Here is a 12,731-nt window from a genome sequence, read left to right on the forward strand (position 1 = left end):
AGAGAAAGTTAAAAAAGAATGGGTGCCGAGTTCAAAAAAACCTGGCACCCACGTTTTATTGAGCTTGAAGATTAGGCAGACGGAACCAGACGCTTCCGTAGTGACTCTGCTCGACGCTTGGAGGTCTGATTATTAGGCTCGATCGTTAACGCTTGCTCATAAGCTTCTAGCGCAGGAGCCGCTAACTGTTTGCGTTCATAGGCGTGCCCAAGGTTGTTAAGAGCCGTCACATAATCTGGGGCAAGTTTCAATGCTTCTTTATAGTTGCGGATCGCTAGATCATATTGCTCTTGAGAAAAGTAAGTAAAGCCTAGCGCATTATAAACCGCAGCCAGTTCTAAACCCTCTAGCGTTTCTGCTTTAATTGCTTTCTGAAACTGCGCGATCGCTTGCACATAAATTCGCTTATCTAGCAGAATGCTGCCTAACTCGTAATATTCTTGAGCCGTTCCTTTCTCTTTACTAAGTTTGCCTTGCAGCCGAGAAAGGGCTTTTTCAATCTTCTGAGTTTTTAGAACTTGGCGAAAAACGGTAACAACCGCGATGGCAAGTAGCCCCAATAAACCAGAGATGTAAGCGATCGGAAGGTAACTCTCCATAGTTTTATCACTTGTGAATTTAAATACGGATGGTTAAGGCAAAACGTTCGACTGGACTCTTCTTCCAAGGTATCTCACAGAAGCCCCCAATAGATCGCTCTCTGCTGAAGCCAACCTTCTGCTTTCCAACGATCGAGCGCTTGATCAATCTGTCGTCGCAACTCATCGTATTGAACACCTTTGGGTAACACGATGCAAAGCGGCTCGGCTGAGAGGCGCAATGGCAGCAAGCGATCGGTCGGAAACTCTTGTACCCAACTACTCAAGATGCTGGTGTCAGCGGAAAATGCAGCGACTTTCCCAGACTCTAGCAAAGCTCTTCCCTCGGTGTAAGAATTCACCCCAATCAGCTTAGTTTGAGGAAGACGATATCGCAAAGTCGCGATCGTGCTGGAGTCATTGAGAACGGCGATCGTCTGATTCGTCAAATCAGCAATGCCTCGAATTGCTGAATTTCTGGTAACAAGAGCAGTTCCATCTAAATAGTAGGGGGCGCTGAAACTGACCACTCGCGATCGTGAAGAAGTCGCGGTGACTCTGGCGATCGTCAAATCAACCTGACCATTGAGAACCACAGCCAGACGATCTCGATTGTTAACTGGCTTAAAGACAACCGAACCAGATTTTCCCAGTAACTCTTGTGCCAATCGCTGGGCAATATCTATTTCCAGTCCTTGCAGGGCACCGTTAGCATCACGGAAGCCTAAAGGACGCAGATTATCTTTGACTGCAACAATCAGTTGACCGCGCTGAACGATCGTCTCTAAATCTGCTGCCCACGAACAAAGGGGCACTGTAAGTTGCGCCCCTAAAAGGTAAAGTCCAATCACTCTAACAAGAACCCGTTGCAGGTTTCTATTCGTTGGGACTGCTAGCAGTTCCACACTTTTACTTCGCTTGAGCCGCGATTTCCAGCACTTTCGTAAAGCCATCTGGGTCAAGAATTGCCAACTGAGCGAGCATCTTGCGGTTGATCTCAATATCTACCTTCTTGAGATTGCCGATCAGCTTGCTGTAGCTCAACCCGTGCATCCGAGCGGCGGCGTTGATGCGAGTGATCCACAGCCGACGAAAATCACGTTTCCGCTTGCGGCGATCGCGATAAGCATTCCGCAAGGCTTTCATCACTTGCTGATTTGCGGTGCGAAAAATAGTCGAGTGTGACCCGCGAAACCCCTTCGCCAGCTTAAGAATCTTTTTGCGGCGCTTACGAGCGACATTACCGCGCTTTACCCGTGTCATTGTTTGATGTCCTTACTTAAATACTGTGAGATTTAGAATCTCGTTGCCTTTGGCTCTTGCGAAGCTAATCGTCCCAACCTCCTCTGCCTGACCTGATCTGTCCTTACAAGTAAGGCAGCATCGCCCGAACGTTGTCTGCATCTCGATCGTCTACAAGAGACAACCCAGCAAGGCGACGGCGACGAGAGGGGCTTTTGTGCTCTAATAAGTGCGCTCTGTGGGTGTTTCGGCGCATAAGTTTGCCACTTCCAGTCGCTCTGAAACGTTTAGCAGCAGATTTACGGGTCTTCAGCTTGGGCATGGGATTGCTCTAATTCGACACAGCTTTTAATGATAGAGCTAGTTTGATCGATCGTGCAAGTCCCAGTCTAGATCATTAGCTTTGCTCTATTCAAACCATCACAATTTTAGAGCTTGCACCTATTCCAATTAGAGCATCCTGACAAATATAGTTTGATCAAACAGAAATCAAGGTCTTAATCGTTCTGCTGCTCAATGACTCCTGTAGATTTGCGATCGCCGTAATCAAGGTTCCGGTACATCAGTTGACGGAACTACTTTTTAGAAAAAGGTGATTTGGGGAAGCCTTGAGTGACTTCCTCTACAGTCGGTTATTTCAAGCGATTAGACTTCCCTACTGAATGCTCCCAACTTTCAACACTTTTCGTGTGAGGATTTGTCATGGATAAAAAGCAAGTGTTATTGACTCAAAAAACTAGTCTGGTTTGTCTACTAGCAGGATCGATTCCTTTAGGATTCGGGTTGCCAGCTATTGCATCTGAGACGATTCAAACGCTGTCCACTCCCATTGAGAACCCATTATCTCTTGAAACTTCTCAGGCGACTGACCCCTCCGCGATGGCTCAAGTCACTTCGGTTTCGCAGTTGTCAGACGTTAGACCTACCGACTGGGCGTTTCAAGCGCTGCAATCACTCGTTGAGCGCTATGGCTGCATCGTGGGCTATCCCGACAAGACCTTTCGCGGCAACCGGGCAATGACTCGTTTTGAGTTTGCGGCAGGGTTGAATGCGTGTCTCGATCGCGTTAACGAACTAATCGCAGCCGCTACAGCCGATTTGGTCAAGAAAGAAGACTTGGCAACTCTGCAAAGACTGCAAGAAGAATTTGCCGCAGAACTCGCCACCTTGCGCGGGCGTGTTGATACCTTAGAAGCCAGAACGACCACGCTGGAAAAACAGCAATTCTCGACGACAACAAAGCTCAGTGGTGAAGTCATCTTTAGTCTTGCATCCGCTTATGGAGCCTATCCCGGTTTGGGAAATCGTCGATCGCTGGCAGCGGGCACGACTACGGGCGGCGCACCTGGAAACGATGCCAACGTCGTTTTCAACAACCGTGTCCGGCTAAAGCTCTTAACCAGTTTCTCTGGCAAAGATCTACTGATTACCGGATTGCAGGCATATAACTTTGGCGGGGGCTTGGGATCGGCACTTGGCTCTCCGCGTCGAGACAGCCTCTCAGGAACGCTAGGTTATGCAGACAACATCTTTGGCACTGCCAGCAATGCTCGTTTAGCCTTTGAGCCTCAGTTTGGTGCAACCAATCCCTCAAATTTGAGTGGTGCGCCCGGAAATAACAATTCGATCGGGCTTTACAAGCTGCTCTATATTTTCCCATCTGGCATCGATAAGCTGACTTTGTTTGCAGGCACGGCTGCCGAAGTTGATGATGCTTTTCCGACCGTTGTCCCGTTTTATGGAGATGGGCAAGAGTCGATCTCACGATTTGGCAACATGAATCCCATTCTGCGAATTTCTGGCGGCACCTCTGGGATCGGGTTGGCTTCTGCGGCAGGATTCATTTGGAATATTTCCGATGCGCTAGATTTCCGAGCGCTGTATGGCAGCGTGAATGCAAGTCTTCCGGCCAATGGAGGTTTGGCAGGCGGGACTCCGCTGGGTGCAGGTTTGTTTGGCGGCAGCTATGTAGCGGCGGCACAACTGACGATCAAGCCCAGTCCGGCGATCGACTTCGCACTAAACTACGCCCACAGCTATCACCAAATCAACATTCTCGGTTTAGGAGAATCGGCGGTGGCAGTGGGAGCGATTCCGAATGTTGGGGCAACGACTCCGGTGAGTCTCGATTCGGTAGGCGCGACTGCCGCTTGGAGGATTACACCTAAAGTCACCTTGACTGGGTTCGGCTTTTACAGCTTCGTCAATGCAGTGACCGGCCCAGACGCTTCGACCAATATTCTCAGCTACATGGGCGGGATTCATATCAAAGATGTTTTGACCCCCGGCAGCACCTTCGGACTTTTGTTTGGTCAGCCACCCGCTCGCGATCGAGTCTCAGGCGCAGCGTCACCTAAGCCTGAAGACACCCGACCCTATCACCTAGAAGCGTATTTCAAATACAAGGTCAACGACAATATCAGTGTCACCCCTGGGGTGTTTGTGATCTTCAATCCTGAAGGATTCAGCGGCAACCGAACCATTACGGTACCTGTGATTCGGACGACGTTCACGTTTTAGGTCGAAGCCATCCACCGTCATTCCCAACCTACCCTTATCAAAATCAAAAAAGCCATCACTCTGAAATTAATCCGCTAGACTAGAAACCAGGAAGGACAGTTCGCTGTTCGTCACCGAGTTTCATGGAATCAGTCGTTTCATGAGAAGTGGGCATATGACCCACTTTTTTATTTGGAGTAGTGGTCAAATGGTGCATCCTCTGATTCCCCAAATCCTCGATCTGGCTGCCCCCGTAGCAGACTCTATTGGCTTGGAAGTGGTTGCAGCCGTGTTTCATACTCACCAAAACCCTCCAGTGTTGCGAGTAGACGTGCGAAACCTGCAAAACGACACTGGGCTAGAAGATTGTGAACGCATGAGCCGTGCTCTAGAGCCAGTCCTCGACAGCACTGACTTCTTCCCAGACAACTATGTTTTGGAGGTGTCAAGTCCTGGCGTTTCACGGTTGCTCACGACCGATCGCGAGTTCATCTCGTTTCGAGGGTTTCCGGCAACCGTCAGCACCTCTGAGCCTTATAAAGGTCACACCGAATGGACGGGGGATTTAGTTCGTCGAGATGAAAAAGCCGTCTATCTCAACCAAAAAGGGCGACCGATTACCATTCCTCGCGATTTAGTCGCTCAGGTTCAGCTAGTCGAAGGTGAAGAATAATTCTCTACTGGTCATTTCTACAGAACAAACTCACCGAATGACCCCACCCCCTTTCTAACAATCTAATATTCACGGAGATTTTCATATGTCAATGGTCGCCTTACCCGGACTCAAAGACATGATCGATAGCATCAGCCGCGATCGCAACCTGCCCAAGCTGTCGGTTCAAGCCGCTCTACGCGAGGCCCTAATGAAGGGATACGAGCGGTTTCGGCGCACCCAACGCATGGACAGCCCTAACTTTGAAGAAGAATATTTCGATAACTTTGAAGTTGAGTTAGACATCGACGAAGAAGGCTTTCGCGTGTTGGCGACCAAAACGATCGTCGAAGATGTCAACAACCCCGATCACCAGATTGCCCTCAAAGAAGTGCAAGAAGTCGCGGCTGAAGCCCAAACGGGCGATACGGTGGTGCTGGATGTCACCCCTGAACAAGGCGACTTTGGACGGATGGCAGCGATTCAAACCAAGCAGGTTTTAGCGCAAAAACTGCGCGACCAACAGCGCAAACTCGTTCAAGAAGAATTTCAGGAGTTAGAAGGCACCATTCTGCAAGCCAGAGTGCTGCGATTTGAGCGCCAGTCTGTGATTATGGCAGTGACGAGCGGATTTGGTCAGCCAGAAGTCGAAGCAGAATTGCTAAAGCGCGATCAGTTGCCCAACGATAACTATCGGGCAAATGCCACGTTTAGAATTTACTTAAAGAAAGTGAGCGAAGGCTCTCATCGAGGCCCACAGCTTCTAGTTTCTAGAGCCGATGCAGGTCTAGTCGTCTATCTATTTGAGAACGAAGTTCCTGAAATTCAAGATGATATCGTCCGCATTGTGGCAGTGGCGCGAGAGGCAAATCCGCCTTCTCGCTATGTGGGGCCCCGCACTAAAATCGCCGTTGATACCTTAGAACGTGATGTCGATCCCGTTGGCGCTTGCATTGGGGCACGTGGCTCTCGAATTCAGGCAGTCGTAAACGAGCTGCGCGGCGAAAAAATTGACGTGATTCGCTGGTCGCCTGATCCCTCAACTTATATTGCCAATGCTCTTAGCCCCGCCCGTGTAGACGAAGTGCGCCTGGTCGATCCTGATGGTCGTCAGGCGCATATTCTGGTTGCCGAAGATCAACTGAGTTTAGCGATCGGCAAAGAAGGGCAAAACGTGCGTCTTGCCGCTCGATTAACAGGCTGGAAAATCGATATCAAAGACATCAAGAAATACGATTACGAAGCCGAGAACGAGAGGATCGCCGCTTTAGAAGAGTCTCGTCGCCTCGCCCAAGAGCAGGCTGAAGCGGAATATTATGAGGAGTACGATGACGAAGAAGAATATGAGGAAGAGACTGAGCAGCCTGTGAGCGCAGCCGAGCCTCAGCCAGAAGAACCAGAAGACGAGCAAGAGGACGAGATCTGATCATTCAGGGGGCGTACTCCAATAATGCGCCCCGTTGTTTTTGCTTATGGAACCTAATTATCGTCGCTGCATCAGTTGTCGTCGAACTGCCCCTAAACAAGAGTTTTGGCGAGTGGTTAGAAGTCATTCGTCTAACACGATCGCTCTTGACCAAGGCATGGGGCGTTCTGCCTATCTTTGTCCACGATCGCAGTGTCTAAAAGCAGCTCAGAAAAAGGATCGGTTGAGCCGCGTCCTTAAAGCGCCAGTTTCTAAGCAGGTTTATGAAACCCTGTCGCAGCGCCTCTTAGCTGAGACAACGAGCCTATCCAAGACTCAGCACTAGGGTTTAGATATGCCACACGACCCACCTACTGCCTAAAATTGCGATATCATGGAAGCAACGTCATAGGGATTGATAGCCAACTCCAGCGCTTGTGATCAAGAAGCGAACAAATGGAAGGCAAGGAAAAGCAGAAAATTAAGCAATACATCAGACTCCATGCAGTCATCAGGAGTCGGGTTCGCTAAAATTGAAGTTGTCTTGACTATCCCAGACCCACTTGTTTGAGAGATTAAGTCTCAAGTCAAGTAAATCTTTCCTAAAAACCTAGTTGACTCACGTTGAGGTACTAAAGCTTGCCCTTAAACGATCTGCTCCACTTCCAAAATTCCATCTTAGAATTGCGATGCCTAGATCCAGCGTTTAGGCATCCAAGTTCTGGAGTTCGATCGGACTGTAGTGCAGACAGGTGTGAGTCAGTGCAACAATAGAGCATAGGGTGGGCGATCTCTGAAGTAGCTTTTCAGAAAGACTAGCCTACTGAAAATTTCAATAAGCTTTTGCGAAAAAAACGTAAAAGCTGTTTACATTGTGGATCAATCAGTCTGTATAGACTGTTTAACCAAAAATGCTCTCAAGATTTCAGAGTTTTGACCACCGTCAGATCTTTGAAAGCCCGCCAGAGCATAACAGAGTCAACCCAGATCGAATGTAGTTTTAGTCAAAACAGAAGGCAACTATGTGACAACCTGGATCGAATGAGGAAGAGTGGATGAACAACGCCAAAGTCAGAATTTACGAGCTATCACGAGAATTGAATCTAGACAACAGAGATCTCTTAGCGATCTGCGAACAACTTAATATTTCAGTCAAGAGCCACAGCAGCACCATTACAGAAGACGAAGCCGAAAGGATTCGGGCTGCGGCGGCAAAATACACGGCTAGTCACCCACCTTCTACAAAGTCGAATCCAACTCGTCAATCGGCTAATTCACAACCTGCTGAGATTAGAAAGAAAACGCCCTTGAATATTCAGAAGAAACAGCAAATTTTAGAAATTCGCAGACCGATCACGCGCTCTGCGTCTGAGCCACAGCCCGAACTCAAAGCTCCTCCTACACCTCAGCCGACCGCGACCCAGACTCATCAAGCTCCCGCGAACCCTGCTGAATCAAATCGTCCAACACACCTAGAATCAGAAGAATTAAAGCCAGAAACCTCTGATGCGCCGATCGCACCCACTGAGTCTTTTGCTGACCCGGCGGCAGACATTTCGCCTGCTCCTGTGGAAGCGCCTCAGCCCGAACCTCCAGCGGCAACTCAGAAGCCTAGCGTTTCGATCGCTATTGAGCTTGTAGAAGAAAAGCCCTTGTCTCAGCCTCCGGCAAGACCTGCGGCAACCTCTTCTCGCCCTTCAACGGCTACTAAGCCCGTTCTAAAGCGCGACAAAGCCGCCCAGCCAGCACCTAGCGCAACAGAAGCGCCTCGTCGAGAACTTGGGGCAGCGCCTCAGCGAGAAGGTAGTAGACCTCAAGGCGGCTCTCCGGGTGAAGGGGTTCGTCGTCCTGTTCCAGGTGGCAGACCTGGTGAAGATCGCTCCACTCCTCGCCCACAGACGATCGTCGAATTGCGTCGTCCTAAGCCTGTTCAATCACCTCAAGACTTTGCTGTTCAGGGCGATGGTGCTGCAACCGCAGGTCTAGTTCTGCGTGTTAACCGCCCAACCAGACCTACGGCTGACGCGCCCGTTGCTCCTGGCCCGCTCGATCTGCAACTCAACAAACCGACCCCGCCGAAGCCCAAACGAGCTAAAGGATGGGATGACGAGGAAGAGGAAGTACAGGAGTTTCCCTCTGACAAGGCGAAGCTCGCAGCGAAAGGCAAGCGACGTGTTCAGCCCAAGATCGACGAAGATGACGACGACGATCTCGACAACCTGTCAGGTGGCGGAATTGTGGATGCTGCTCAAATGAGCATTTCCTTAGCGCGTCCTGCCAAGCCCAAAGGTTTGCCGGGTCAAATCAGGGTGGCTGCGGCTCCAACGCCCGCCGCTCCGCAGCGTAAAAAGTCTGGCGGCACTCGCGATCGTCGCGATCGTCGCGATCAAGAAGTTAAGGTCGAGCGTCCAGAAACCATTACGCTGACAGGTGGTTTAACGGTGCAAGATCTGGCTCAAAGGTTAGCCGTTCCTGCGACTGATTTGATCACCAAGCTGTTCATGAAGGGAATCGCAGCGACCATCACCCAAACTCTGGATATCGGCACTGCAACCATGGTTGCCGAAGAATATAACGTTGAGGTCGAAGCGGGTGAGAAACAGGAAGCCGCCCGTAAAGTGACTGAAATGGTCGGCGCTGAGGATTTGGAGTACCTGATTCGTCGTCCTCCAGTGGTCACCATTATGGGTCACGTTGACCACGGTAAGACCACTCTACTCGACTCGATTCGCAAGACAAAAGTCGCTCAGGGAGAAGCGGGTGGGATCACCCAGCATATTGGGGCTTACCACGTTGACGTAGAGCACAACGGGCAAGAACAGCAGGTGGTCTTCTTAGACACGCCGGGTCACGAAGCCTTTACCGCGATGCGGGCACGAGGCGCACGGGTGACTGACATTGCCATTCTGGTTGTGGCAGCCGATGATGGCGTACAGCCGCAGACCATTGAGGCAATCAGCCATGCGAAGGCAGCAGGTGTGCCGATCGTCGTGGCAATTAACAAAGTAGACAAAGAAGGGGCACAGCCCGATCGCGTCAAGCAAGAACTCACCGAGTATGCTCTGGTTCCTGAAGAGTGGGGCGGCGACACGATTATGGTGCCCGTCAGCGCCATCAATGGAGACAACCTGGATACCCTTCTAGAGATGATTCTCTTAGTAGCAGAAGTTGAAGATCTGTCTGCAAACCCCGATCGCTCCGCTAGAGGGACGGTGATTGAAGCCCATCTCGACAAGGCTAAGGGCCCGGTTGCGACGCTGCTGATTCAGAACGGAACGCTGCATGTTGGCGACATCTTAGTCGCGGGATCGTCGCTGGGTAAGGTGCGAGCAATGGTGGACGATCGCGGTAAGCGCGTTCAAGTCGCATCGCCTTCGTTTGCGGTAGAAGTCTTAGGCTTGAGTGATGTTCCTTCTGCTGGAGATGAATTTGAAGTCTTCCAGGATGAGCGCGAAGCTCGTGCCGTTTCTGATGCAAGAGCCGACGATCAGCGTCAATCTCGACTGCTGGCTGCTGTGTCTTCTCGTCGAGTCAGCCTGAATACGCTCTCTGCTAAAGCGCAAGAAGGCGACCTCAAAGAGTTAAATCTGGTTCTAAAAGCAGACGTTCAGGGTTCGCTCGAAGCCATTCTTGGTTCCTTGCGTCAACTGCCTCAAAAGGAGGTGCAGGTACGAGTGCTGTTTGCGGCTCCGGGTGAAATCTCTGAAACAGACGTTGACTTAGCGGCGGCGAGTGACGCTGTGGTCATTGGCTTTAACACGACGTTGGCTCCAGGGGCGCGACAAGCTGCCGATCGAGCCGGGGTCGATGTGCGCGACTACAACATTATCTACAAACTGTTGGATGATGTGCAGGGCGCGATGGAGGGTCTGTTAGATCCCGAAATGATCGAAGAACCCCTCGGTCAGGTTGAGGTTCGGGCGGTCTTCCCAGTAGGACGCGGTGCGGTTGCGGGTTGCTATGTGCTATCTGGCAAGATCGTCCGTAACTGTAAGATTCGCATCCGTCGGGGTAACAACCTGGTTCACGAGGGCAACCTTGACTCTCTGAAGCGGATGAAAGAAGACGCACGGGAAGTCAATGCTGGCTATGAGTGCGGTATTGGCTTAGATAACTTCAGCGCCTGGCAAATTGGCGATATTATCGAGGCTTACCGCATGATCTCGAAGCGTCGGACGCTCGCTAAATAGAAAGCAAAAGGCAGAAGGTTAAAACTCCTCCTGCCTTTTCTTTTGAAAATCTCATCTGCGATCGAGTCATGCAGAAATTTGAGCATCAGTTGGAAACCATTTACGCGGTCGATCGCAACACATGGCGAGGCTGGCTAGAGAAAAATCATGACACTGCTCTCGGCATTTACCTTATTTACTACAAAGTGAAAAGCGCTAGGCCTAGCGTTCGGTATAATGAAGCGGTCAAAGAAGCTTTATGCTTTGGCTGGATCGACAGCAAAGTCAAATCGTTGGATGAGGAACGCTATCAGCAGATATTCACGCCCCGAAAACCTAAGAGCGTGTGGTCAAAATTAAACAAGCAGTCCATCAAAGAACTGATTGAGCAAGGTTTGATGACTGAGGCGGGGCTGAAAAAAATAGAAGCTGCGAAACAGAATGGCTCCTGGGAGTCATTGGATGCGATCGAAGCTTTGACCATTCCCGCAGACTTACAGCAGGCACTAGCAGCGAACGAAAGGGCTAACCGACATTTTGAGGCAGTTAGTAACTCATCCAAGAAGATCATTCTCTACTGGGTTGGAAGTGCCAAACGATTAGAAACTCGGTTGAAGAGAATTGAGAAAACGATCGCTTCAGTCGCGCAAAACGAAAATCCATTAGGACGGTGAGAAGTCTTCTTTTCTGGTTAATCGATCGAGGGTTGCCATCATCACTGCGGTGGTTTGTCCCGAAACGGTGAAAACTAGTGCCTCACGATAAACTCGTTGGGCAGGGTGATATTTAGAATTGGCGGCACCACTGGAAACGGTCACAGCAGCCTGAGCGCATCGGTTGGCAATATTGACCGCCCAACCCCTCAAACGCAATTTTTCCTCAAAAGATTCTCTTTGCTGTTGAGCCACGTAAATTTTGCTGCGACAGTCGCTCAATTCTTGAGTCAGCGATTCTAAAGCGGGCGCGATCGTCAAATAAGATTTTGTTTGAGCGGTTGTTTTGAGAATGTCTAACCCTGCTTGAGCACATCCGATCGCAAAGAAACTATGGTTGAGAACGTTAAGACGATCGCTGTTGTGAATGGCTTGTGCCGATCGAACAAATGCCACATCAGAATCACGTGAGTTGGACGGAAGATAGAAGCGCAAAAGGAAAGCTGAGACTACCTTTGAAAGTCATGTAAACCTTTTGAGTCTCAGCCTGGACACCATCGTATCGCACTTGGATTTGACTCCCATCTTCGGGGAGGTGGACGACTTCTGTGAGCAGTTTGAGCAAGCTGGGTCAAGTCAGGCTCAACTCCCTGCCGTACCCGGCACCCGGCACTATCGATCCCGCATGTGCTTGAGGGAAGTGATGACGATCGTCATCGCGTTTCATGGAGCGGGGCTGAGAACGTTCAAAGACTTTTATAGGTTGACGGTGCTGCCCCACTGGCAGAAAGCCTTTCCCAACTTGGTCAGTTATAACCGCTTTGTTGAATTGATGCCTTGGGGCTTGATGCTACTGTGCTGCTTCGCCAATACCCGCAAAGGAGAGATGACAGGCATTGCCTTTATCGACTCCACGCCCCTTGAAGTGTGTCATCCAGCACGCGCTCATGCTCACAACGTCTTTCAAAACCTTGTCGGTTGGGGCAAAAGCTCAACTGGGTGGAAGTTTGGCTTCAAACTGCATCTGATCATCAACGATCAAGGAGAACGCTTGGCGTTCAAACTCACTCACGCCCATACCGAACACCGCCAACCTGTGCCTGAGATGACCCAAGACTTAATTGCACAACTCTTGGGAGATCGCGGCTACATTAGCCAAAAATTGTTTGAAGAACTCTACGCAAGCTTCGCTACCCGCAGGGTTCGCGGTTTCCAACTAGTCACCCAATCCAAAAAGACTATGAAGCAGCGCTTGGTCAAATTGATGGATAAGATCTTGCTTCGCCAGCGGGCGCTGATGGAATCGGTCAACGCTCCACTGAAGAACGTTGGTCAGATCGAGCATTCCCGGCATCGCAGTTGCTGAAATTTTCTAGTCAACTTAGCAGCAGGACTGATCGCTTCCACTTATCAGCCCAAGTTGCCATCCTTAGATCTCAAACCCAAAGGGTTGCCTCCTCTGCCGCCTGCCATCTTTTAGGCCATCGAACTCACGTGATTTAGATGATTAAATTTTCCGCCATACCACCCAAA

General features: G+C 50.3%; 11 protein-coding genes and 1 pseudogene. 7 read left to right on the plus strand and 5 right to left on the minus strand.

Going from position 1 to position 12,731, the window contains the following annotated elements; translation table 11 throughout:
- Window positions 1-71: 71 nt before the first annotated feature.
- From BRW63_RS04225 to rpmI, 4 genes are all read right to left on the minus strand, one after another.
- Window positions 72-599, minus strand: coding sequence for a tetratricopeptide repeat protein (locus BRW63_RS04225; protein WP_073069678.1), 528 nt, complete (start codon window positions 597-599; stop codon window positions 72-74).
- Between the two features lie 74 nt (window positions 600-673).
- Complete coding sequence (locus BRW63_RS04230; protein WP_223257286.1) at window positions 674-1,429, minus strand: transporter substrate-binding domain-containing protein; 756 nt, start codon at window positions 1,427-1,429, stop codon at window positions 674-676.
- 58 nt (window positions 1,430-1,487) lie between these two features.
- Complete coding sequence (gene rplT, locus BRW63_RS04235) at window positions 1,488-1,841, minus strand: 50S ribosomal protein L20 (RefSeq protein ID WP_073069679.1); 354 nt, start codon at window positions 1,839-1,841, stop codon at window positions 1,488-1,490.
- 103 nt (window positions 1,842-1,944) lie between these two features.
- Window positions 1,945-2,142: a 50S ribosomal protein L35 gene (gene rpmI, locus BRW63_RS04240; RefSeq protein ID WP_073069680.1), complete on the minus strand. Its 198-nt coding sequence runs from the start codon at window positions 2,140-2,142 to the stop codon at window positions 1,945-1,947.
- 380 nt (window positions 2,143-2,522) lie between these two features.
- Here rpmI and BRW63_RS04245 point away from each other — a divergent pair, with 380 nt between their 5' ends.
- From BRW63_RS04245 to BRW63_RS04270, 6 genes are all read left to right on the plus strand, one after another.
- Entirely contained in the window at window positions 2,523-4,340 is a 1,818-nt protein-coding gene (locus BRW63_RS04245) for an iron uptake porin (protein ID WP_073069681.1), read from the plus strand.
- 154 nt (window positions 4,341-4,494) lie between these two features.
- Complete coding sequence (gene rimP / locus BRW63_RS04250; protein WP_317615795.1) at window positions 4,495-4,992, plus strand: ribosome maturation factor RimP; 498 nt, start codon at window positions 4,495-4,497, stop codon at window positions 4,990-4,992.
- A gap of 85 nt (window positions 4,993-5,077) precedes the next feature.
- Window positions 5,078-6,397 carry a transcription termination factor NusA gene (nusA, locus tag BRW63_RS04255; RefSeq protein WP_073069682.1) on the plus strand — a complete coding sequence of 440 codons (1,320 nt, stop codon included), beginning with the start codon at window positions 5,078-5,080 and terminating at the stop codon, window positions 6,395-6,397.
- 46 nt (window positions 6,398-6,443) lie between these two features.
- Window positions 6,444-6,722 carry a YlxR family protein gene (locus BRW63_RS04260; RefSeq protein WP_073069683.1) on the plus strand — a complete coding sequence of 93 codons (279 nt, stop codon included), beginning with the start codon at window positions 6,444-6,446 and terminating at the stop codon, window positions 6,720-6,722.
- Window positions 6,723-7,431: 709 nt separating this feature from the next.
- Window positions 7,432-10,566, plus strand: a complete 3,135-nt coding sequence (gene infB / locus BRW63_RS04265; RefSeq protein ID WP_073069684.1) for a translation initiation factor IF-2 — start codon at window positions 7,432-7,434, stop codon at window positions 10,564-10,566.
- 68 nt (window positions 10,567-10,634) lie between these two features.
- Complete coding sequence (locus BRW63_RS04270) at window positions 10,635-11,219, plus strand: YdeI/OmpD-associated family protein (protein ID WP_073069685.1); 585 nt, start codon at window positions 10,635-10,637, stop codon at window positions 11,217-11,219.
- Here BRW63_RS04270 and BRW63_RS04275 read toward each other — a convergent pair.
- Window positions 11,208-11,654 carry an acyl-CoA dehydrogenase family protein gene (locus BRW63_RS04275; protein ID WP_143161998.1) on the minus strand — a complete coding sequence of 149 codons (447 nt, stop codon included), beginning with the start codon at window positions 11,652-11,654 and terminating at the stop codon, window positions 11,208-11,210. The two genes, BRW63_RS04270 and BRW63_RS04275, sit on opposite strands and share 12 nt — an antisense overlap.
- A gap of 91 nt (window positions 11,655-11,745) precedes the next feature.
- Between BRW63_RS04275 and BRW63_RS04280 the strand changes: the two are divergent.
- Window positions 11,746-12,678, plus strand: a pseudogene (locus tag BRW63_RS04280) (IS982 family transposase).
- The last annotated feature ends 53 nt before the right edge of the window (window positions 12,679-12,731 follow it).

The sequence above is a fragment of the Phormidesmis priestleyi ULC007 genome (genome assembly GCF_001895925.1).
Classification (GTDB): domain Bacteria; phylum Cyanobacteriota; class Cyanobacteriia; order Leptolyngbyales; family Leptolyngbyaceae; genus Phormidesmis_A; species Phormidesmis_A priestleyi_A.